The sequence below is a fragment of the Yersinia aldovae 670-83 genome, from assembly GCF_000834395.1.
GTDB lineage: Bacteria > Pseudomonadota > Gammaproteobacteria > Enterobacterales > Enterobacteriaceae > Yersinia > Yersinia aldovae.
On record NZ_CP009781.1, the window covers coordinates 2,725,262 to 2,747,265 of the forward strand.

The window sequence follows — 22,004 nt, forward strand, 5'->3', positions numbered from 1 at the left end:
TTGATGTCGAATACTTATGACTCCTCAAGTATCAAGGTATTAAAAGGGCTGGATGCGGTTCGTAAGCGCCCGGGCATGTATATCGGTGATACTGATGACGGTACCGGTCTGCACCACATGGTATTCGAGGTTGTGGACAACGCTATCGACGAAGCCCTCGCTGGCCACTGTAAAGAAATTATCGTTACTATCCATTCGGATAACTCCGTTTCTGTGCAGGATGATGGCCGTGGTATCCCAACCGGTATGCATGACGAGGAAGGGGTATCAGCCGCAGAGGTCATCATGACCGTATTGCACGCCGGCGGTAAATTTGACGATAACTCGTACAAAGTTTCCGGTGGTTTGCACGGCGTGGGTGTATCGGTTGTGAACGCCCTGTCTGAAAAGCTGGAACTGGTGATCCGCCGTGACGGTAAAGTTCACGAACAAACCTACAAAATGGGTGTGCCGCAGGCACCACTGAAAATGGTAGGTGAAACTGAGCTGACCGGGACAACCGTGCGTTTCTGGCCGAGTTTCCAGACCTTTACCAATAACATCGAATTCCAGTACGAGATTCTGGCTAAACGCCTGCGCGAGTTGTCGTTCCTGAACTCGGGTGTGTCAATCAAACTGAAAGATAACCGTAACGACAAAGAAGACCACTTCCATTATGAAGGCGGTATCAGGGCGTTTGTTGAATATCTGAACAAAAACAAAAACCCGATCCACCCGAAAGTGTTCTATTTCTCCACCATGAAAGATGATATTGGTGTGGAAGTGGCATTGCAATGGAACGACGGTTTCCAGGAAAATATTTACTGTTTCACCAACAACATTCCACAGCGCGATGGGGGGACTCACTTAGTCGGGTTCCGTACGGCAATGACCCGTACCCTGAATAGCTATATGGATAAAGAAGGTTACAGTAAAAAAGCGAAAATCAGTGCCACAGGTGATGATGCCCGTGAAGGCTTGATTGCGGTGGTTTCCGTGAAAGTGCCAGATCCTAAGTTCTCCTCACAGACCAAAGATAAACTGGTTTCTTCTGAGGTAAAAACGGCGGTTGAAACGCTGATGAACGAGAAGCTGGTTGAGTATTTGCTGGAAAACCCAAGCGACGCCAAAATTGTTGTTGGCAAGATTATTGATGCGGCCCGTGCTCGTGAAGCTGCACGTAAAGCCCGCGAAATGACGCGCCGTAAAGGTGCATTGGACTTGGCAGGCTTGCCGGGCAAACTGGCTGACTGTCAGGAACGTGATCCGGCGTTGTCCGAACTCTACTTAGTGGAAGGGGACTCTGCGGGTGGCTCGGCGAAACAAGGCCGTAACCGTAAAAATCAGGCCATTTTGCCACTGAAAGGTAAAATCCTGAACGTCGAGAAAGCGCGCTTTGACAAAATGCTCTCTTCGCAGGAAGTGGCAACGTTGATTACGGCGCTGGGTTGTGGTATCGGCCGGGATGAATATAACCCGGACAAACTGCGCTATCACAATATCATTATCATGACCGATGCCGACGTGGATGGTTCTCACATCCGCACCTTGCTGTTGACCTTCTTCTATCGCCAGATGCCGGAAATTATTGAGCGTGGTCATGTGTTTATCGCTCAGCCGCCACTGTATAAAGTGAAGAAAGGCAAGCAAGAGCAGTACATCAAAGATGATGATGCGATGGAACAGTACCAAATGACACTGGCACTGGATGGCGCAGCATTGCACATCAATGCTGAGGCACCACCTTTGGTAGGTGAACATTTTGAGAAGCTGGTTGCTGAACATTATAGCGTTCAGAAAACGATTGCTCGTATGGAACGCCGCTTCCCGCGTGCTTTGCTGAATAACCTGATTTATCAGCCAACCTTGAAAGAAGAGGATTTGAGCGATAAAGAGGTGGTGATGCAGTGGATTGATTCGCTGGTTGCGCTGTTGAACGAGAAAGAACAGCATGGCAGCAGCTACAGTTCAGTAGTGCGTGAAAACCGTGAACGCCAGTTATTCGAGCCAATCTTACGTATCCGTACCCACGGTGTGGATACCGATTATGAGCTGGACTTTGATTTTGTCCACGGTGGTGAATACCGCAAGATCTGTCTGTTGGGTGATAAGTTACGTGGCCTAATCGAAGAAGGGGCTTTCGTTGAACGTGGCGAGCGCCGTGTGCCGGTTTCAAGCTTCGAAGATGCACTGGAATGGTTAGTTAAAGAGTCGCGTCGCGGTCTGGCTATTCAGCGTTATAAAGGTCTGGGTGAAATGAATCCAGAGCAGTTGTGGGAAACCACGATGGACCCAACCAGCCGCCGTATGTTGCGGGTCATGGTGAAAGATGCCATCGCAGCAGATCAACTATTCACTACCTTGATGGGTGATGCGGTTGAACCTCGTCGTGCCTTTATCGAAGAGAATGCGTTACGTGCAGCGAATATTGATATCTAATCAGATAACTTATTGATCAGATAGAAAGCCCAGAGCAGGAAGCTGCTTCTGGGTTTTTTTTGCCTGATTACGGCTGATGGCATTTGTGCTGCACGCGGACTCACTAGTATTTGGGCGCTGAATCGCGTTAGCATGAGGTATTAGTTAAATAAATCAGAGGACCCTATGGCTATTGAATTAATCGCTATCGATATGGATGGCACGTTGCTGAATTCACAGCATGAAATCACTCCACGGGTAAAGCAAGCCATTGATGCTGCTCGGGCCAAAGGTGTTTGCGTGGTGTTAGCCACGGGTCGGCCTTATATTGGGGTTCAACGTTATTTACGTGAATTGAATATGGAAAACAGTGGCGATTATTGCATCAGTAATAACGGTGCATTAGTGCAAAAAGCGGCCTCTGGTGAATGTATTTTGCAGGAAACCCTCAGTTTTGATGATTATCTCTATTTCGAGGCTTTATCGCGCGAAATGGATGTTAGCTTCCAGGCTTTTGATTTTGATACGTTGTATACCGCCAACAAAGACATTAGCAAATATACGCTGCATGAAGTGCTATTGACCGGTATTCCATTGAAATATCGTGCAATAGAAGAGATGGACCCTACCTTACGTTTCCCGAAAGTGATGATGATTGATGAGCCAGAAAAACTGGATCGCGCCTTAGCAATGATGCCAGCAGAGGCTTTTGAGCGCTTCACCATCATGAAAAGTGCGCCATATTATCTTGAAATCCTGAGTAAACGGGTTGATAAAGGCACTGGTGTAAAAATGTTGGCAGACTATCTAGGTATCGCGCAGGAAAATGTTATGGCTCTGGGTGATCAGGGTAATGATATTGCGATGGTTAACTATGCCGGAGTGGGGGTTGCGATGGGGAATGCTATCCCTGAATTGAAAGAGATCGCGCAGTTTGTCACCGGTACTAATAGTGAAGATGGTGTGGCAATGGCTATTGAGAAGTATGTGCTCTGAGTTTTGATTGGGTCTGCTCTATTACAAATTAGGTGCTTGGCTCGGTTGATATGAGATCGGCGCTCAGCTTACTTCCGATGCCTCAACCGAGCAAGAGGGCTGGCCGGCCCTCCTGCACCTGTGGCTTGCACGAAATATTGTGGCTTCGCCATACCCTCCGTACCGGCTAATCGAACCGGTGCTGACTCGCTCCCAGCTCGACAGCACCTTTCGCCGCGTCCATGCGGCCTGTAAACTTTGTCGGCAATATTCCTGATTGCGCTCAAGGTCAACAGAGAGAATCTAAAAGCCTACCCTCTCTTTTATCACCCCAGAATCCCTTTCACTATTTGCACATCCTGAATCCCTAATCCGGTTAAATCCGCTAAGGTAATCTGCTGATCATTGTCTCTGAAAGGTACGCCCTGAGCTAAAGCTGTACCCATCTCGATTAAGGAGTGATGCGCTAATAGCCGCTGTTGAAATGCGGATGAAATTTCACCAAATTCAGTACATTGCGCCCATGAATCTACCAAAATTTTATCCGCTTTTGCCACCAGCTCCGGTGCCAGTTCGTGTTTACCTGCACCATCAGCTCCGACGGCGGTAATGTGAGTGCCGGGCTGGATATCAGCAGCATGCAAAATAGCCTCCCTGCTAGGGGTGGTGGTGACAATAAACTGGCAGTGACGGCCTAACTCCGCAGCATCCAAGGTGGTATTGACTTCAAAACCTTCCTCTTCAGCATATTGGCGGTATTCTTCTAATGCGGTTTCACTGCGCCCCCAAACCCATAGCTGGCGGCATGAAATCACACTTTTCAGATACATCAGGTGTAACCGTGCCTGCATACCGGTACCGATGATACCGATGGCGTTGATATGTTGTGGTGCGCAAAGTTCGGCAACGATACGCCCGGCCAGTGCAGTACGCAAAGCTGTTAGCCACCCCTCATCGAGCAATATCGCTTGAGCCTCGCCGGTAAGGGCGGAAAAGGCCATCATCAGCCCTTGGTTGCTGGCTAGCCCTTGGGCTGGGTTATCATAAAAACCGCCTGAAACCTTCACTACAAACTGGTTATCACCCTGCAAATAGCCACTTTTAATACAGCAATCGCCGTTGGCTTGCTCAAACAGCAAATGTTGCACTGGGGGCATTTGCACTTGCTGCTGGCTATAGGCAATAAAGCCCTCTTTGAGCAGCAAGGTGATGGCATCTGCATCGAATTTGTCGAGAATCTGTTGTTTATTCAGGATTAGCATTCGCTGATGGCTCCCAGATATTTCTCCAATACGATATTTTTACCACACAGCACCACCGCGACCTTCTTACCTTGCCAATCGGGGGCTAATTTCAGCGCTGCCGCTAAGGCTACGCCGGCGGCACCTTCAATCATCCAGCGGTCAGTGCGGGCAATCAAGCGCATGGCATCTTTGATTTCCTGCTCGCTTACCAACACTTTTTGGTCGATTAACGTCTGGCAAAGCGCGAAGGTAATCGCGCCGGGTTCAACACCACCGGCAGTACCGTCGGACAGGGTTTCTTGTTCAGCCACTTCCTGAATTTGACCATTTTGCAGGCAGGTGTACATACTGGTGGCATTGGCAGGCCAGCAACCAATCACTTTTGTTTTATCCGATAACGTCTTCAAAACCGTCGCAACTCCGGAAATCAGGCCACCGCCACCGACTGCCACAAATACAGCATCGAGATCCGGTTGCTGCTCAACTATCTCCATGCCACAGGTGCCTTGCCCAGCAATAACCTGTTGATCGTTATAAGGGGAAATATAAACTTTTCCCTGCTGATCCGCCGCAGTACTGGCAGCAAGTTCCGCATTTAAGGCATCCCCGGGTATCAGCTCAATATCTCCACCCAGTGCACGAATAACGTCCAATTTGATAGCTGCCGCCTGCTCTGGTGCATAAATGGTGGATTTCACCCCAGCCAGTTTCCCCGCTAGCGCCATCGCCTGCCCGTGGTTACCGGTAGAGGCCGTGATAACCCCTTTTTGGCGCTGTTCATCGGTTAATAAACGCAGCTTGTTACTGGCTCCGCGAAACTTAAAAGAACCGGTGTGTTGTAAGTGCTCACACTTGAGATAGATCTCGCAGCCACTGTGTTGTGATAGCAACGGGCTGTATTCCAGTGGCGTTACTCTCACTTGTGGGCGTAATACTTGGTGAGCTTCTTTAATCGCATCGAATAAGGTGGTCATCTTGGTTCCTTTATAGTTTTATTTTTCAATAGATTACTTGCAACAAACTGCGGGCAGCCCTCAGGGAATCTGTATGCCATAATGACATACAGATTTAGCAAAAAAACGTTATTGCAACCTAACATAAAAGAGTTGATAGCATGAACATGCAAAAACACGATTTCACACAGGAGCAGCAACTCACCTTTGATCCCAGAAGTCATCAGCTTACCAACATCAATGTCTGGACGCCGGACAGCCAATGGCTGGCTTATGATGTACGGCCTAATGGCAGTACGTTTAGTGGATTAACGATTGAGCGGGTGAATTGCATAACCGGTGAGATTGAGGTTATTTATCGCGCTCAGCATGGCGCTCATGTTGGCGTGGTGACCGTTAGCCCTGATATGCCAGCGCGCTATGTGTTTATTCACGGGCCAGAACACCCGGATAGCCACTGGCATTATGATTTCCATCACCGGCGAGGTGTGATTGTCACTGAACCAGACAGAGAACTGGCCGTCACGTTGGATGCGATGGATATCAGCCCGCCCTATACTTCCGGCGCATTGCGTGGTGGTAGCCATGTGCATGTTTTTAGCCCCGATGGTAGTCGCCTTAGCTTTACCTATAACGACCATGTGCTACACGAGCGAGATCCGGAGTTGGATTGCCGCAATGTCGGTGTAGCCCTGCCTCTGCATGGTGTCAATCCGCCAAAACAACATCCGCGTGAATATAATGGCAGCCACTTTTGTGTTTTGGTCAGCAGTACCACACCGACACCTCAGGCTGGAACTGACCAGATAAACCGCGCTTATGAAGAAGGGTGGGTTGGATCGCAAGGCTATCTGAAAGCAGACGGTACCCACCAGCGTTGGGCATTGGCATTTATCGGTGACACCCTCTCAGCGCAGGGTGAGAAAGTCCCGGAAATCTTTATTGTTGATTTGCCCGAACATGACAGAGACTACGCCCGAGCAGGTGAAAAACCACTGCAAGGAACAGAAACCACACTGCCTGCGCCACCTACGGGAGTAACTCAGCGGCGGATAACCTACACCGCCGAACGGCGTTTTCCTGGCCTCACGACCCACCCGCGCCATTGGTTACGCTCATCGCCGGATGGCAGCGCCATTGCCTGCTTGATGAAAGACGATAACGGAATAGCGCAGCTATGGTTGGTTTCCCCCAATGGTGGCGAGCCGCGACAGCTCACATCGTGCCAGGGGGGGATTCAATCTGCGTTTAGCTGGCGGCCACAGGGGGATTGCCTGGCATTTGTGTGTGATAACAGTGTGATGCTATGTGATAGCCGCTCCGGTCAATTGCACCGCCTGACGGCCCGTAGTGTCGCTACGCCGTTGGCCGATGCGGTCGTGTTCTCACCCGATGGTAATAAAGTAGCATTTATGCGAGAAATAGATGGCTTGGTGCAAATCTTCACTGTGAATGTGTGCTAGCCCCTTAAGGTTATGCTTATAGAGGCTGGTGGGGCGGTGGTTTACTGTATCGGTGCGCTGACCGTCTGTGCCGCCTGCTGATTTTGTGCTTCCGACTGGCGGATGCGTTCACGCGGGGAACTGGCCATTTTATCCTCACTGTCCGAGCGCAAGTAATCATACGGCAGTAACAGGGTGTCCATCACTGCGGATAACGGCAAATCTACCGCCAGCAAGGGGCGCAGTGCCCAGCCGGTATTGTCATCTTTAAGCATGGCGACATTGGCTTCAGTGCCGGAGTAATAACCCTGACTGCTGCTGGTGTGGGTCATGATACTTGAACAACCACTAACGAACAGCAATGAAAAACCGGTAACAAAAGGGATAACTGTATTTTTCATTGTTCTTTTCAGCTCTCATTATACCGGGGAGTTACAGGTTACAACTTTCAACCCACCATCTATGCCAGGTTTTGACATGATTTTACACAACCTTACAGACAGTTCCTATGGTGAAAGATTCAGTCTTGTGAGGTAAATTTATCTAAGTGTAAGTTATAGCAGCGCATTTATCGAATAATGAAATTAATAAACTTCTTATTAAGATTTTTCTTGTGAACTTTTTTTGATTTTGCTCTTGAAAAGAAGATTACCGACCTCATTTTATTATCAGGTCAGAGAGAATATGCCGACAGGGTATTCAGACCAACAGCCTGTCCAGAGTGGAAGGCTTAATACAAAATATGACAACATCCTTGCTAATATATTTAGGAGGCAATTTTTATGCGTAATTCCGAGCTTGCTCCATTGTATCGCTCAGCTATCGGTTTCGACCGGTTGTTCAATCTATTAGAATCCGGCCAGAACCAGAGTAATGGCGGTTATCCTCCCTATAATGTCGAGTTGGTCGACGAAAATAACTACCGCATTGCGATCGCGGTGGCGGGCTTTGCAGAACAAGAACTGGAGATAGTCACCCAGGATAACTTGTTGATTATTCGTGGTTCTCGTGCAGGTGAACCTGTACAACGGACTTATTTATATCAAGGTATCGCCGAACGTAATTTTGAGCGTAAATTCCAGTTGGCTGAACATATCAAAATTAAAGGGGCCAACTTAGTGAATGGCTTACTGTATATCGATCTCGAGCGGCTGGTGCCTGAAAGTATGAAACCACGGCGTATTGAGATTAAATAATCAGGTTAATAAATGTTTTTCAATAATGTGATCGAGTCACATTATTAATAACTGAGCCAAGCTTGCCGTAATCGGGGGCTGATCGGCTTTCTATTATCTCGCTTCCTGGAAGGAGTTATATTTATGCGTAATTATGATTTGTCACCTTTACTTCGTCAGTGGATTGGTTTTGATAAACTGGCCAGTTCAATGCAAGGCGGTCAGGAGCCTCAAGGGTTCCCGCCATATAATATTGAGAAAACTGATGATAACCACTATCGCATCTCACTGGCATTAGCCGGTTTTAAACAGAGCGAGCTGGACATCGAAGTGGAAGGCCCACGTCTGACGGTGCGCGGTAAGCCTGCACCAGTAGAAAGACAGGTTGAATACCTGCACCAAGGCTTGGTACGTAAAGAGTTCTCACTGACCTTTACGCTGGCGGAGCATCTGAATGTCGATAATGCTCAGTTTGACAATGGTTTGCTGCACATTGATCTGCTGCGCCAGGTGCCGGAGGCACTGCAACCTCAGCGTATTACTATCGGTAATGCAGCACCTGCGGAGCGTCAGGTATTGGATAGCCCGGCCGCAACCGAGCACACAGAACAGCAGTAATTATGATGACCGGTGCCTCTGCCTGAGGTGCCGGTAACGAATCCCCCTCTCCTTGTTTTGTCCTTATTAGTATTAAACTTTTCCGTGTTTATTTTTTCACCGGAGAGTTTTCCCACTCTCCGGTGCATTTTGTGGTGTATCCCACATTCAACCGCCTCTCCTTCTGACAGAATCCCTACTAATTGTAAGAATTTAAGGCCACATGTGAATTTCGTAACGTATGGTTTTTGTAGCAACATATGTGACCGACCGGTTTTTAAACTTGGGCAAGGAAGTGATCTATGAGTGCTATCGCCCTCACCGTCAGTATGTTGGCGCTGGTCGCCGTATTGGGGTTATGGATCGGTAATTGGAAGATATATGGTGTGGGGTTAGGTATCGGCGGGGTGCTATTTGGCGGCATTATTGTGGGCCATTTTGCACAAACCTATGACGTTGTTCTTAACGGAGATATGCTGCATTTCATTCAGGAATTTGGCCTGATTCTGTTTGTTTACACGATAGGGATTCAAGTCGGGCCGGGGTTCTTCTCCTCACTGCGGGTATCGGGGTTGCGGCTTAATTGCTTTGCTATTTTGATGGTGATTGTCGGTGGGTTGGTGACGGCAATTATTCATAAATTATTTGCCGTGCCGCTGCCGATTATTTTGGGCGTGTTCTCAGGTGCGGTTACCAATACACCGGCGCTGGGGGCGGCACAGCAAATTTTGACCGATTTAGGTTCGCCACCCCAGTTGGTCAGCCAGATGGGGATGGGCTACGCGATGGCCTATCCATTCGGCATTTGCGGTATTTTGCTGGTAATGTGGCTGATCCGTTTATTCTTTAAAATCAACGTTGATCGTGAAGCGAAAGAGTTTGATAGCAGTCATGGGCAGAACCGTGAGTTGCTGCAAACCATGAATGTGGCGGTACGTAACCCCAATCTGCATGGATTATCGATGCAGGATGTGCCGCTGCTAAACAGTGATGAAGTGGTCTGTTCCCGCTTGAAGCGCGGTGACTTGCTGATGGTGCCGTTGTCGGCCACCGTGATTGAACTGGGTGACTATCTGCATTTAGTCGGGCAGCGCGAAGCCTTGGAGAAAGTGCGACTGGTGGTGGGGGAAGAGGTGGATGTCACCTTGTCGACCTCCGGCACGGCATTACAAACCGCCCGTGTGGTGGTGACCAACGAAGCGGTATTAGGTAAAAAAATCCGCGATCTTAATCTGAAACAGAAGTATGACGTGGCGATCACTCGACTTAACCGAGCGGGTATCGAGCTGGTAGCCAGTAACAGCGCCAGCCTGCAATTCGGTGACATTCTAAATCTGGTCGGTCGTCCGGAAGCTATTGAGGCTGTTTCTGCTGTTGTGGGAAACGCACATCAGAAACTACAACAAGTTCAGATGCTGCCGGTCTTTATTGGTGTCGGTCTGGGGGTGTTGTTAGGGTCAATTCCCTTGTTTATTCCGGGGTTTCCGGCGGCATTACGGCTCGGGCTTGCCGGTGGCCCACTGGTGGTCGCACTTATTCTTGGCCGTATCGGCAGTATCGGTAAGCTGTATTGGTTTATGCCGCCGAGTGCTAACCTGGCGTTGCGTGAATTGGGGATTGTGCTGTTCTTATCAGTGGTTGGGCTGAAGTCTGGCGGTGATTTTATCAATACGCTGGTTAACGGCGATGGGCTGGCATGGATTGGTTACGGGGCAATGATTACCGGTATCCCGTTGCTGACGGTGGGGATTCTGGCGCGCATGTTGGCCAAAATGAACTATCTGACACTGTGCGGCATGTTAGCCGGTTCAATGACTGATCCACCGGCATTGGCTTTTGCTAATGGTTTACACCCAACCAGTGGCGCGGCGGCACTCTCTTATGCCACGGTTTACCCGCTGGCAATGTTCTTACGAATCATGTCGCCGCAGATACTCGCCGTGCTGTTTTGGACACTGTAGCTCCCCTTCGTCCTTGAAGTTGCAGGGGTGTTAGCTGCACGCACCCACCCGAATCACTTACTTGTGTAAGCTCATCGGGATGTGTTTGCTGGCTGCCTACCTGCAACTCCAATGCCTTTGGGTATGGTTTTATTTCGTTAGAAAATCACTTTGCTTCCTGAAATGCCAACTCAATCTCTTCGGCCAGAATCGCCACACCTTTTTCGATCTGCTCTGGTGCGGGAACATAGTTCATCCGCATACATTGATGGGTATGCGGCCAGTCATAACCCAAACCGGGGAAGAAATAGTGGCCCGGCACCATCAACACGCCGCGTTTTTTCAGGCGTTGATACAACAGCTCGGTGCTGATTGGCAAATCTTTAAACCACAGCCAGAGGAATATCGCCCCTTCCGGTTTGTGGATCAGGCAACGTTCTGGTGGCAAGTATTTGCGCAGAATAGCGATAGTTTGCTGTACCCGCTCAAAATAGAATGGCCGGATAACCTCGTTGGATAATCGCAATAAATCACCGCGCTCAATCATTTCGGCGGCAATCGCTGGCCCCATGCTGCCCGGTGATAAGCTGATAATGCCATTCATATTGGTGATAGCCGAAATCACTTTCTCATCGGCAATCACAATTCCGCAGCGCGAACCCGGCAGACCCAGTTTCGACAAGCTCATGCACAGAATGATATTCGGATTCCACAACGGTGTTGCATCGGAAAAGATAATGCCAGGGAACGGCACGCCATAAGCATTATCAATTAATAGCGGAATGTCATGCTGCTGGGCGATAGCATCAAGGCGAATTAGCTCTTCGTCGGTAATCACATTGCCGGTCGGGTTGGTCGGCCGCGATACACATATCAGGCCAATATCATCGCTAATGTTGAGGTGTTCAAAATCGACGTGATATTTGAATTGCCCTTCTGGCAGTAATTCGATATTCGGTTTGGCAGAAACAAATAAATCTTCGTCCAGCCCGGCATCGGCATAACCGAGATACTCTGGTGCCAGTGGGAATAGCACTCGACGGCGGGTGCCATCAGCGTACCGGCCAGCGAATAAGTTAAATAAGTAGAAAAATGCGCTCTGACTACCGTTTGTCAGTGCAATATTCTGTGGCTCAATTTGCCAACCCAGCTCGTCGCGCAGCATTTTTGCCAGCGATTTTAGCAGTAAATCCTTACCTTGTGGCCCGTCATAATTACACAATGCCTCGGTCAATTGGCCGCGTTCCAGCATCTCCTGACACAATTGCTGGAAGTAGGCATCCATCTCTGGAATATGGGCCGGGTTGCCACCACCAAGCATGATGGAGCCTGGTGTTCTCAGGCCATCGTTGAGGTCATCCATCAGTCTGGTAATACCCGCGTAGCGGGTGAATTTATCGCCGAAAAGTGAAAACTTCATAAATGAAAATTTATTGTTATCCGTAAGTGAACAAGCACCATACTCGCAGATAAAAGCGGACGCAATGCGGAAGTTTTTCTTCCTTTCGTGTGAAAATAGCGACAGTAAACACTATTGCGGGATAATGCACTGCGCTACTCTTTTTTGTCCCCACCCCAAATTGCCACTATTTTATCTGCTGGATACGGACGGGTAAAGGCATATTAATCAGTGTGTTGCTGAGTGTTTTGAATGCCTGAACCGATCGCCGGGTGATGGTCGCTGAATTGGCTCACTTTCTGCCAATGCGTCAACAGTGCGCCTTTTTCTCCTGTTAGTTCGTTCCAGTTCATATCCGAGCGGGTTTCTTACGGGGAGTCTGATCCGGTGGGGCGAACTCTCGACCACTTTCATCACCATAGAATAGCGCAAAATAAACGGTGGCATTTTGCCCGCTAAAGGGCGTGCCTGTTGGGTTCGGGCTGACTCAAGAAGCAGTACACCCCCGCTATAGGGAGGAGGGCTGCGGTGGCGGGGTTTTAGCCTGCGATCAGGCCCGTGGATGTGTTTAAACTTGCTTCAACACCTGTGGATTCACGCAGTTTTCAGTGACGGTGCCGGTCAGTGCGGCAATCAGGTTATTCACGGCACTGGCTGCCATGTTGTAACGGGTTTCACGCGTGGCGGAGCCAATATGAGGCACGGCAACCACATTGCGTAACTTGAGTAATGGTGAATCTACCGCCAGCGGTTCTTGCTCAAACACATCTAACCCGGCGGCGTGGATCGTGCCATCTTGCAGTGCAGCAATCAGCGCTTGCTCATCCACCACCGGCCCACGGCCAGCATTAATCAGAATTGCACTGGATTTCATTTTAGCTAATTGGTCACGGCCAATCATATGGTAAGTCTGCTTGGTCAGTGGCAGGGTGATACAAAGGAAATCCACTTCCTCCAATAAGGTATCCAATGAACAATGGCGCGCACCAAAGCGCTTTTCTGCTTCTTCGTGTGGCCGGCGGCTGGTGTACAATACTGGCATGTTGAAACCAAAATGTGCGCGTTGCGCCAGTGCCAATCCAATCCGGCCCATACCAAGGATACCGATGGTTTTATGATGAACATCAACGCCATACCAGTCATCTCCAATGCTATCCTGCCACTCACCGGCTTTTACGCGCTCGGCTAATTCTACGACCCGACGTGCGCAAGAGAGTACCAGCGCCATCAGGGTGTCAGCGACGGTTTCCGTCAGCGCGGTTGGGGTATGCATCAGCAGTACGCCACGTTGGTTTAGGGCATCAACATCAACGTTGTCATAACCGACAGAAATGGTTGAAACGGCACGTAAACGCGGTATGAGCTGTAAAAAGTCGTGATCGATTTTTCCACCAGAACCGATAAGCCCCTCCGCTTGTTGCAGCGCAGTCAATAGCTCCGACTGATTATCCGGTGTTAAACCCTCAAAGCTGTTTACGGTGAAATGTTGTTCTAAACGCTGATGCAGATCGGTAGGAATACTTTTGTACAGAACAATAGATGGCTTCATTGCAACCTCAATGACTTTGGGTAAATAAGATTAAGATTTAAAGCCAGCATACCAGCGAATACCAATGCGGGATCAAGCACTAATCTGCACCATCATGTGATGGCGCATGAAAAGCCAACTCACTTTGGCAGGTTGGCCGCCGTGTTTTATAGCGCGTCGCTGCGGGTTCTGCTGTTAACCACAGCCGATTCTGAGCGGATAGCAGCACAACGTAGCGCGGTAATGATGGCGAGAGCTGGCGCAATGGCATACAGGGTAAACAGCCAGTGGGCTGTATTCTCTGCGCCAATGACACCGCCGGGGTCATTCAGGCCAGACAGGTTCGCGACCATGCCTGCCAGTGCTGCGCCTACTGCGGTGGCAAACATCTGCACCGTCGTAATTGAGGCACCGGCGATATCCTTATCTTCTTCCGCAGCAACTTGCAAAATGCGCGTCAACAAGTGTGGCCAGCCGAAACCGATACCAAAACCCACCAATGTCAGTGCGATTGCGATCGGGGCCATATGTGCCCAACCGCCGACTGATCCTGCTGGCATCAGCATAGACAGCACCACTAATCCCACTAATACAATGATGGGGCCGCTGATAATCGCCCAGCGAATACCCGCTTTTTTCCAACCGGCACTCATTACTTCAGATATTGTCCAGCCCGCAGCCATAGCGGCAGCAATATAACCGGAAATCAACGGTGATTGGCCGTGCAGGGTTTGCAAGAAATAAGGCACAAAAATCTCACTGGTCATACCGATCACCAATAATGAAATAGTGATATAAAGTGCCGCCAGAGGGGAGTTGAGGCGCAGGGCATCTCTTGGCAGTAAACGCGAGGTGGCGCGGGACTCGATACGCAATAACAGCAGCAGCAGCAGGGCTGCCACCACCATCCCCGCGATATTGGTCAGCCCACTATTGGCAATGCTGCTGGCTGAGATGGTCAGCACAATTGCCGTCAGCAGCACTAATTGCGTCACTGGCAGAGTGGCGGTCGTGGCAGTGCTGGCGCGGCCCGCTGGCAGAATGCGCCAGGTAAAAATGGCATAAATCAGTGTGATGGGCAGTAATGTCCAAAAAGCGAAGCGCCAGGCATCCAATTCAGCAAAAATCCCGCCAATTGCCGGGCCAATCAGCGTGGCAACCCCCCACATGCCGGAGATGAGCGCCATTGCTCGCGGCCATAGCGATTGCGGGAAAACCAGATTAATCATGGCGTAAGAAAGCGCAAACAGGAAACCGCCGCCTAATCCCTGAACGGTTCGGCCCACCAACATCAGCGGCATATTCGGTGCCAGCGCACACAGGGCGCTGCCTAACATAAAAGCTAATGAAGCCACAAGATAGGCGCTGCGCGGGCCGTAACCACTGAGTAAACGGGCGGAAAGGGCGGAGCCGAGAATGGATGCTGTGACAAATAATGTGGTGTTCCAGGCGTACAGATTCAGCCCACCGATATCCAACACCACCGAAGGCAGAATGGTCGTAGCAATATAGATATTGATCGCATGTAACACTACGCCACCGGATAGTGCGATCGCAAAAGCCGCATTTTTACCGGAAAACAGGTCACGCCAACGGCTTGCATCATTTATTATCACGTTTCTTTCCTGCCAGAAGTCTGGTTGTTGAGTTAGTTTCATTGTTACGATAAAGTTAAACAAGTTAATTCTTGGAATAACTTAGGCCAGTCAGCAATAATAAGTCAAGCATATGCTTGGAAAATAGAGAGCGAACCGTCATTGACCAGAGATAAAACGCATCAATAACGCCGGGGAAGATATGAATACCGACCATACTACCAGTCAGCCGCAATCTGTCGGTGAACGCCTGCTGATGCTGCTCAAAACCCGTGGCCCACTGCAAGCGAGTGATGCCGGAAATATCCTTGGTACCACCGGCGAAGCGGCGCGCCAGCAGTTTGTTAAACTGGCGAAAGAGGGCTTGGTAGTGTCTGAGGCGCAAACGCGCGGGGTGGGCAGGCCGATTCAGCTATGGCGATTAACCGAGGCCGGTAACGTACGTTTTCCTGATGCGCACGGTGAACTGACCGTGCAACTGTTGCGTTTAATCCGCACGCAATTGGGGGAGAGTGCTTTGGATGCGCTGATCGATAGCCGTGAACAGGAAACGTGCAGCCAATATTGTCAGGCGATGGTGGGAATCAGCAATGTCGCGGAGCGAGTCGAGCGGTTGGTGGCTATCCGTAGTCGTGAAGGGTACATGGCAGAATCACAGGTGGAAGCCGACGGATCGTTGTTATTAATTGAAAATCATTGCCCGATTTGCGCGGCGGCCACTCATTGTCAGGGTTTTTGCCGAGCGGAGTTAGCGGTGTTTCAGCAGGTACTAGGGGTGCCCGTCGAGCGTGTGGAGCATATATTATCCGGCTCCCGTCGCTGCACTTATCGTATCAAGCTGGAATAATTATGATGACCGGAAGGTTGTCACCATGAAGAGAATGCGGATAAAACCAAAAGTATTATCCGCATAGAGGCTGCTGGTGTTACAGCGGACTTAAGGTGATTTCAACCCGGCGATTTTGCGCTTTACCGGCGGCGGTGCTGTTAGTTGCGACCGGATTGTCCGGCCCAGCGCCACTGGTGCGAATACGGTTAGCCGCCACGCCCTGTACGATGAGCGTACTGCCTACGCTATCGGCGCGCTGTTGCGAAAGGGTCATGTTATGCGCTCTGGCACCGGTGCTATCGGTATAGCCGGTCACATTGACGGCGGTTTTATCATACTCTTTCAGCACCATCGCCACGCCAGTTAAGGTATTGGCACCTGCCGGTTTTAGGTTGCTGCTATCGGTATCAAACGTGACATTATTGGGCATATTCAATACGATATTGTCGCCTTGACGCGTGACGCTAACACCGGTACCACTCATTTTTTCACGCAGTTTGGCTTCCTGCACATCCATGTAATACCCCGCCCCACCTCCCAACGCGGCACCGGCAGCTGCACCAATTAACGCCCCTTTGCCTCGGTCGTGTTTGGATGATGACAACATGCCGATCCCTGCACCTAAGGCCGCACCGATGCCGGCACCGTAACCGGATTTTCCAGCCTGTGATTCGCCGGTATAGGGATTGGTGGTACAAGCGGAGAGTGTCAGCGCGACAGAAATGGCGGTCACCGTGACCAGAATGCGTTTTTTCATTGAATTTCCCTTAAATGGCATTCTATTTCGGCGAAAAGTGGATAACGTCGCCCAATAGTAAATAATAAAAATGATTAACCAGCGTTAAGTACAGTAGCAGGTATTTACCTGCCATCGTTATCCGGCAAAATAGCGGCGAATACCATTGAGAAAACTCTCATAGTGTTAGGTATTTAGCGTGAATGTTGGGTTTATCGACGAAAAAAGCACAGAAAAGCGCTTTATATCGAGGTGGGATACTCTCAAAACTCATCATGATGAAAGCCAAGTTTTGTGCTTACCCGGGCTGCGGGCTGAGAAATAACACGAGAACGTATCATTTTCACCCCGTGTTGTTGTAGATAATGCGCCAACCCGTGTAATGCTGCGCTTCCAGCACCGCGTACACTTCCTTCATTATCCGGTTCCAGTACATAGTTTGGGTCAGTGACAAAAAACGCAATACGGTAGTTTTCATGGCTGTTTTCGAAAGATTCATCTCTTCTGGCGGCCAGAATACTGACAATATCTCCTTGTAGCCGGACAGCCACATATACATAGTCCTCCTCAGGAGCGAGCAATTCGCTATACAGGAAATAACTGTTGGATCGCCCCGCATCAAGAGTCCTGTCAGACTCTGACCAGAATTCATTGGTGGTGGCGTAGTAATGCACAGGAACTGCATGATAAATATCAGACCAGGCAGTCAGTGCTGCCCTGGCATCGTCCATCAAAGGGCCATCAATCCCTGGCTGGCCCGGAATTGTAGTATCAAGGATATCGACATCAAAATATAAATCGGGGTGGGTCACCCACTCGCCGTTTTCACGAACCCGCACCGCGGGCCGGTCAGTGGGGTAATGATAAGAAGCTAATGAGAGTGAATAGGTTCCTAATGGCAAGCGCTGGGCAGCCGCGGGAGTTGCTGCCGCCGTGGTGGGGTTGTGTGTCAGATAGCGTGCGTAATTTAAGCGCGTATATTCGAATGCCTGAGAGATTTGACGGATGGCCTCGTCCTGCCCCAGGTTACGTATCACTTCCCGAACTTCATTCACCAGACGGCTTTCTGCTGCCGGATCGCTAGCTGCGTAACCTGTCGTATCATTCTCATAAATTTGTTGTAATACCCGACGCAGAACATCAATAGTCCAGTCGCGCATTGAATCACCAAATAGCAAGGTAAAGTCCGCTAATATGCGGGATACCCATAGCGAGCAGTGCATATCTACATCACGGGGGTAGCGTTCGGCGAGGATCTTTTCCATCGATGTTTTACAAAACTGTGCAGTGGCCGGTAACGTGAGTGCCTGATTATGGAGCTGAGTTTGGATTTGAGTTAAGGTCAGTGCCACGCGACTATTATCGGACGAATGGGGTTGTGGTTTAAGTAACGCTGAATCACCTGCGACTAAGACTGCTTTATCTTTATTTTCATCAGAAAACCATTGTTTGACCTTATGCCATAGTTCATCGCCCTGATTGCAACGGCTGTGAGTGACGTAATTATAAATCGCCAGTGCGGGAATAAATGTACAGCCTAATGTTCCGGCGGTATCCCGTTCGCTTCTGTGGTGTACAGACTGAATATCTTCATTATTGGCTGCCATCACGATTTGGTCGATGACCAGCGGATGCTTACTGGTGTTATTAATAATGATGGCTGAGGTTTCTATTGGGCGATCAAAGGGCGCTTTAGCCATCGTTATAGTGGGGGATAAGGCTATCTGTTCGGTGCCACGGCTTTCCATAAAGTCCAGTGCGATACTGTTTCTATTAAGATGGAATAATAGGGAAAATCTATCTGTCTCTGGTTGAACACGAAATATCAATGGCTCATTATTATGTGAATTAAAAATGATAACTTCTCTTTTAGAAAACCAAATTATGGAGCCTGACGATAATTCCACCATAAAATCACTCTGGTCATTAATATCAAAACTCAATAAAACCTGTTTGCTGGCGTAGTTGAGATTATCCCATTTTCGTGTAAAGATATCTGATAACGGCAATTGCCTTCTTTTTAAAATCACGCAGCGTTCACTACAACCTTCTATAGGAGCATTAATAACACTAATACTGCTGATTGCATTATCCATATATAAATAAGCTAGATCTCTCTGCCCGATTGATTCAGTTAAGTTAAAATATGGTGGGCTATAATCGTCATTTTTATATATGGTGGCTAGCATTCCATCTGGAATATGAATTGATGAGGTTTTATCATTCCCTATCAGGGTGTCATCTGTTTCATAAAGATCTATTTTATCCCCATTGAAAAAACATCTTGAATTACCCTCTAACTTATCATCTGAATATAAACAGACCTTTCTATTGTTAATGTAATCAATATATTCTTTATTAGTGTGAAAGTTCTGCATTGGTTTAGTGTGGTCAATGTCAGTATCATTGGCTTCTGCAAAAAATGATATTATTGAATTAATTAATATTGTTTTAATAATTAAGTTTTTTAATATCTTCATATATTCCCTATTTATATTGAAAAGTAATGTGAAAAGCTAAATATCAAAGCTCATTATGTTGAGCACCGAAATTTATACTAATTTTTGCCGCTGATTGGGAAACAACATCCGCTCGTATTACTTTCACCCCCTTTTCTTTCAGATAATGGGCTAATTCATGTCCTGCGACGGTACCCGCACCACGAATACTCCCTTCTGCTGCTGGATTTAGCACATTAGAGGGTGCGGTAATCGCGGCATGAATATTATATATTTCTTCGTTAATAGAATAAGTTACGGCAGATAATACATGAATGATTTCTCCGGCCAATCTCACCACAACGAACAGGTGGTCGTTAGGCTCCTCCAATGCGTGGAGCAGAATAGAATTGGTTGCTTGCATGGCAAAGAGAGTGCCTAGCTGAGTACGCCTTATCTGCTCATCGTCGTGCGGGGTTAGATGGAGATATTGTAAAAAATCGGTCTGACTCCACTCTCTGACTGCCGCCAGGATGTCAGCAACGGCAGACTCATTTGGTTCATTCAGTATCTCCACTTCAAAATGTAAATCGGGCCGAGCCACCCATTCACCGTTCTCGCGAATACGTACTGGAGGTAACACGGCAGGATACTGATAAGATTCCAGAGAGAGTGAGTAGAGACCTAATGGCAGGCTCTGCGCCGCATCTGGTGGGGTAATTGTCGTGGGGTTATGCTCAATAAAGGTGGCATAATTTAAGCGTGCATATTCCAATGCATGAGTGATTTGCCGAATTGTTTCAACCAAACCCAGCCGTTCTACGGCTTGCCTGACTTCACCGACCAGATGATCCTCAGTGGCTTGATCGCGACCGGCATAGCCGGTCGCCTGTTGTGCATCAATCCGTGTAATAACATCCTGTAGTTGCTGTGGTGTCCAGCTCTGCACGGAATGACCGAATAATGTCGTAAAGTCAGCTAATATACGTGATACCCACTGCGGACAATTATCATCCGGGCTACGTGGATAGCGCGCAGCGAGGATATTATCGATTGGTTTTTTACAGAATCGTGCCGTGGCGGGTAATGTCAGTGCCTGATGATGTAACTGCGTATTGAGTTTACTTAATGTTAGCGTGATCGGGTGGGGTTCGTTATCCCTATTCTTGGGGAGGGAAGGTTGTGGTTCAAGTAATGGCGAGTTGCCGATGATCAATACTGCGTTGTCTTTGTTATCATCAGAAAACCAATGCGATATTTGACGCCATAATTTCTCCGCCTGATCACAATGGCTATGAGTGATATAATTATAAATTGCCAATGCAGGGATGAAGGTACAGCTTAATATTCTGGCGGCATCCCGTTCAATTCTTCTGTGAATGATGTATTCACTATGATCTGTTATTCCGGTTTCACTTTGATATTGGTCTTCAGGATGTAAATAAGACCATCCACTGTTAGAATTATCGGCAATGGCTAACGGCGACCATGCAATTAAGAGAATTAACGCTACTTGGGTGCTTATCAATATCCTTGGCATAATAAATCCCTCACTTATTTCTACCAGAAATAGATTCGGGAATAGAGTAATGCGGTTGTCTGTTTGATACCGCTATCAAAATTTGTCAGGTAATAGATGAAATCAAGCGATGTTAATAAATTGGCCGCTGCCAATGTAGGGTCATAATCGTATTTTTAGTTTCGGTATTATACGTTTTTCCTATTACGGTAAATCCCTGTTTACGGTAGAAGTGGCAGGCACGCAGGTTTCGTTGATAAACCTCTAGCGTCAAAGTGCTGTAATGTTGTTGCGCGTAACTCATCAACGCCTGACCGACCCCCTTGCCGTAGAACGGCTGGGCGACAAACAGTGCCCCCACCAGTTGCTCTGCCAAGATACTGATAAATCCAGCAATTTGACTCTCATTGCCAGTGGGTTTTGGGTGTAAATACACCCAGGATTTTGCTGCTGGCAGGTAAGTGTTTCGTACCAACGGGGCGCTCTCGTGCCAATATTGTTCGGCAATAAAAGGATGCGCGGCAATAGTGCTGGTGAGCCACAATTGCATCACGGCATCAAGATCACCGGGTTGATACGCTCTAATCATTTCGCTGCATTATCTGGGTGGCAAAAGCAGCTCGCCAGATGATCGTTCACCAGCCCACTGGCTTGCATAAATGCATAACAGATGGTGGATCCGATAAACTTAAAACCCCGCTTTTTCAATTCTTTAGACATCGCATCAGAGGTTGGTGTGGTTGCTGGCGATTCAGCCAAACACCACCAATGGTTAATTTTGGGTTCACCATCGACGAAACCCCAGATAAAGCGCGAAAAATCTTCACCGTTAGCTTCCATCGCCAGGTAAGCCTGCGCATTGGTAATAATCGCCTGAATTTTACCCCGATGGCGGATGATGCCGCTATCCAGTACCAGCTTTTCAACCTCTTCTGGCCCCATTTTCGCCACACGAATCGGATCAAAGTTATGGAAGCACTTGCGATAGTGTTCACGTTTTTTCAGCACCGTTATCCACGAAAGCCCTGCCTGTTGCCCTTCAAGGCAGATCATTTCAAACAGCGCCTGATTGTCGGTCTGTGGGATGCCCCATTCACTGTCGTGATAAGCCAGATAAAGTGGATCAGAGGTGACCCAACCGCAGCGTTGTAGACTCATAACTCTCTTCCTTTTTATTATCTGTCTCAACAGGGGATGATCGCTGTTCATGGACGGATTAGCAACCTATCGACGGACT

At 48.6% G+C, this 22,004-nt stretch carries 18 protein-coding genes and 1 pseudogene; 7 read left to right on the plus strand and 12 right to left on the minus strand.

The window, feature by feature from the left end; genetic code table 11:
- The first annotated feature begins 3 nt into the window (after nt 1-3).
- Together gyrB and yidA are read left to right on the plus strand one after the other, a co-directional pair.
- A complete protein-coding gene (gene gyrB / locus AT01_RS12420) occupies nt 4-2,418 on the plus strand; it encodes a DNA topoisomerase (ATP-hydrolyzing) subunit B (protein ID WP_042547366.1) in 2,415 nt (804 codons plus the stop codon).
- A 165-nt stretch (nt 2,419-2,583) separates the two neighbouring features.
- Nucleotides 2,584-3,393 (plus strand): sugar-phosphatase, encoded by an 810-nt coding sequence (gene yidA, locus AT01_RS12425; RefSeq protein WP_004703906.1) that lies wholly within the window; start codon nt 2,584-2,586, stop codon nt 3,391-3,393.
- Between the two features lie 305 nt (nt 3,394-3,698).
- On the opposite strand, the gene AT01_RS12430 is transcribed toward yidA, so the two are convergent.
- Complete coding sequence (locus AT01_RS12430; protein ID WP_042547367.1) at nt 3,699-4,634, minus strand: ornithine cyclodeaminase family protein; 936 nt, start codon at nt 4,632-4,634, stop codon at nt 3,699-3,701.
- On the minus strand, nt 4,628-5,590 hold the full coding sequence (locus AT01_RS12435) for a threonine/serine dehydratase (protein WP_042547368.1): 963 nt from the start codon (nt 5,588-5,590) through the stop codon (nt 4,628-4,630). Before AT01_RS12435 ends, AT01_RS12430 begins: the two co-directional genes overlap by 7 nt.
- Nucleotides 5,591-5,730: 140 nt before the next feature.
- Between AT01_RS12435 and AT01_RS12440 the strand changes: the two genes are divergently transcribed.
- Entirely contained in the window at nt 5,731-7,032 is a 1,302-nt protein-coding gene (locus AT01_RS12440) for a DUF3748 domain-containing protein (RefSeq protein ID WP_042547369.1), read from the plus strand.
- A gap of 41 nt (nt 7,033-7,073) precedes the next feature.
- Here the strand turns inward: AT01_RS12440 and AT01_RS12445 are convergent, their stop codons facing one another.
- Complete coding sequence (locus AT01_RS12445; RefSeq protein ID WP_042547370.1) at nt 7,074-7,412, minus strand: YceK/YidQ family lipoprotein; 339 nt, start codon at nt 7,410-7,412, stop codon at nt 7,074-7,076.
- Between the two features lie 381 nt (nt 7,413-7,793).
- Here AT01_RS12445 and ibpA point away from each other — a divergent pair, with 381 nt between their 5' ends.
- The 3 genes from ibpA (at nt 7,794) to AT01_RS12460 (ending at nt 10,744) form a co-directional block, all read left to right on the plus strand.
- Nucleotides 7,794-8,207: a small heat shock chaperone IbpA gene (gene ibpA, locus AT01_RS12450; protein WP_042547371.1), complete on the plus strand. Its 414-nt coding sequence runs from the start codon at nt 7,794-7,796 to the stop codon at nt 8,205-8,207.
- A gap of 123 nt (nt 8,208-8,330) precedes the next feature.
- Nucleotides 8,331-8,804: a small heat shock chaperone IbpB gene (ibpB, locus tag AT01_RS12455; RefSeq protein WP_042547372.1), complete on the plus strand. Its 474-nt coding sequence runs from the start codon at nt 8,331-8,333 to the stop codon at nt 8,802-8,804.
- Between the two features lie 281 nt (nt 8,805-9,085).
- Nucleotides 9,086-10,744: a putative transporter gene (locus AT01_RS12460; RefSeq protein WP_042547373.1), complete on the plus strand. Its 1,659-nt coding sequence runs from the start codon at nt 9,086-9,088 to the stop codon at nt 10,742-10,744.
- Between the two features lie 145 nt (nt 10,745-10,889).
- On the opposite strand, the gene AT01_RS12465 is transcribed toward AT01_RS12460, so the two are convergent.
- The 4 genes and pseudogenes from AT01_RS12465 to AT01_RS12475 form a co-directional block, all read right to left on the minus strand.
- Nucleotides 10,890-12,143: a valine--pyruvate transaminase gene (locus AT01_RS12465; protein WP_042547374.1), complete on the minus strand. Its 1,254-nt coding sequence runs from the start codon at nt 12,141-12,143 to the stop codon at nt 10,890-10,892.
- A 134-nt stretch (nt 12,144-12,277) separates the two neighbouring features.
- Nucleotides 12,278-12,549 (minus strand): annotated as a pseudogene (locus tag AT01_RS20855) (alpha-amylase); the annotation flags it as partial.
- A 141-nt stretch (nt 12,550-12,690) separates the two neighbouring features.
- On the minus strand, nt 12,691-13,671 hold the full coding sequence (gene ghrB / locus AT01_RS12470; RefSeq protein ID WP_042547375.1) for a glyoxylate/hydroxypyruvate reductase GhrB: 981 nt from the start codon (nt 13,669-13,671) through the stop codon (nt 12,691-12,693).
- Nucleotides 13,672-13,817: 146 nt separating this feature from the next.
- Nucleotides 13,818-15,260, minus strand: coding sequence for an MFS transporter (locus AT01_RS12475; protein WP_042548609.1), 1,443 nt, complete (start codon nt 15,258-15,260; stop codon nt 13,818-13,820).
- Nucleotides 15,261-15,447: 187 nt separating this feature from the next.
- Here AT01_RS12475 and AT01_RS12480 point away from each other — a divergent pair, with 187 nt between their 5' ends.
- Entirely contained in the window at nt 15,448-16,092 is a 645-nt protein-coding gene (locus tag AT01_RS12480) for a helix-turn-helix transcriptional regulator (RefSeq protein WP_004699511.1), read from the plus strand.
- A gap of 79 nt (nt 16,093-16,171) precedes the next feature.
- Here AT01_RS12480 and AT01_RS12485 read toward each other — a convergent pair whose 3' ends face one another.
- The 5 genes from AT01_RS12485 to AT01_RS12505 form a co-directional block, all read right to left on the minus strand.
- Complete coding sequence (locus tag AT01_RS12485; protein ID WP_042547376.1) at nt 16,172-16,831, minus strand: OmpA family lipoprotein; 660 nt, start codon at nt 16,829-16,831, stop codon at nt 16,172-16,174.
- A gap of 242 nt (nt 16,832-17,073) precedes the next feature.
- A complete protein-coding gene (locus AT01_RS12490; RefSeq protein WP_235427134.1) occupies nt 17,074-19,290 on the minus strand; it encodes a GNAT family N-acetyltransferase in 2,217 nt (738 codons plus the stop codon).
- Nucleotides 19,291-19,333: 43 nt separating this feature from the next.
- The gene (locus AT01_RS12495) at nt 19,334-20,788 is read right to left on the minus strand and encodes a hypothetical protein (RefSeq protein ID WP_042547377.1); all 1,455 of its coding nucleotides are present in this window, start codon (nt 20,786-20,788) and stop codon (nt 19,334-19,336) included.
- Nucleotides 20,789-20,900: 112 nt separating this feature from the next.
- Nucleotides 20,901-21,356 carry an N-acetyltransferase gene (locus AT01_RS12500; RefSeq protein WP_042547378.1) on the minus strand — a complete coding sequence of 152 codons (456 nt, stop codon included), beginning with the start codon at nt 21,354-21,356 and terminating at the stop codon, nt 20,901-20,903.
- The gene (locus AT01_RS12505; RefSeq protein ID WP_042547379.1) at nt 21,353-21,925 is read right to left on the minus strand and encodes a DNA-3-methyladenine glycosylase I; all 573 of its coding nucleotides are present in this window, start codon (nt 21,923-21,925) and stop codon (nt 21,353-21,355) included. The genes AT01_RS12500 and AT01_RS12505 overlap by 4 nt, the downstream gene beginning before the upstream one ends.
- Between the last annotated feature and the right edge of the window lie 79 nt (nt 21,926-22,004).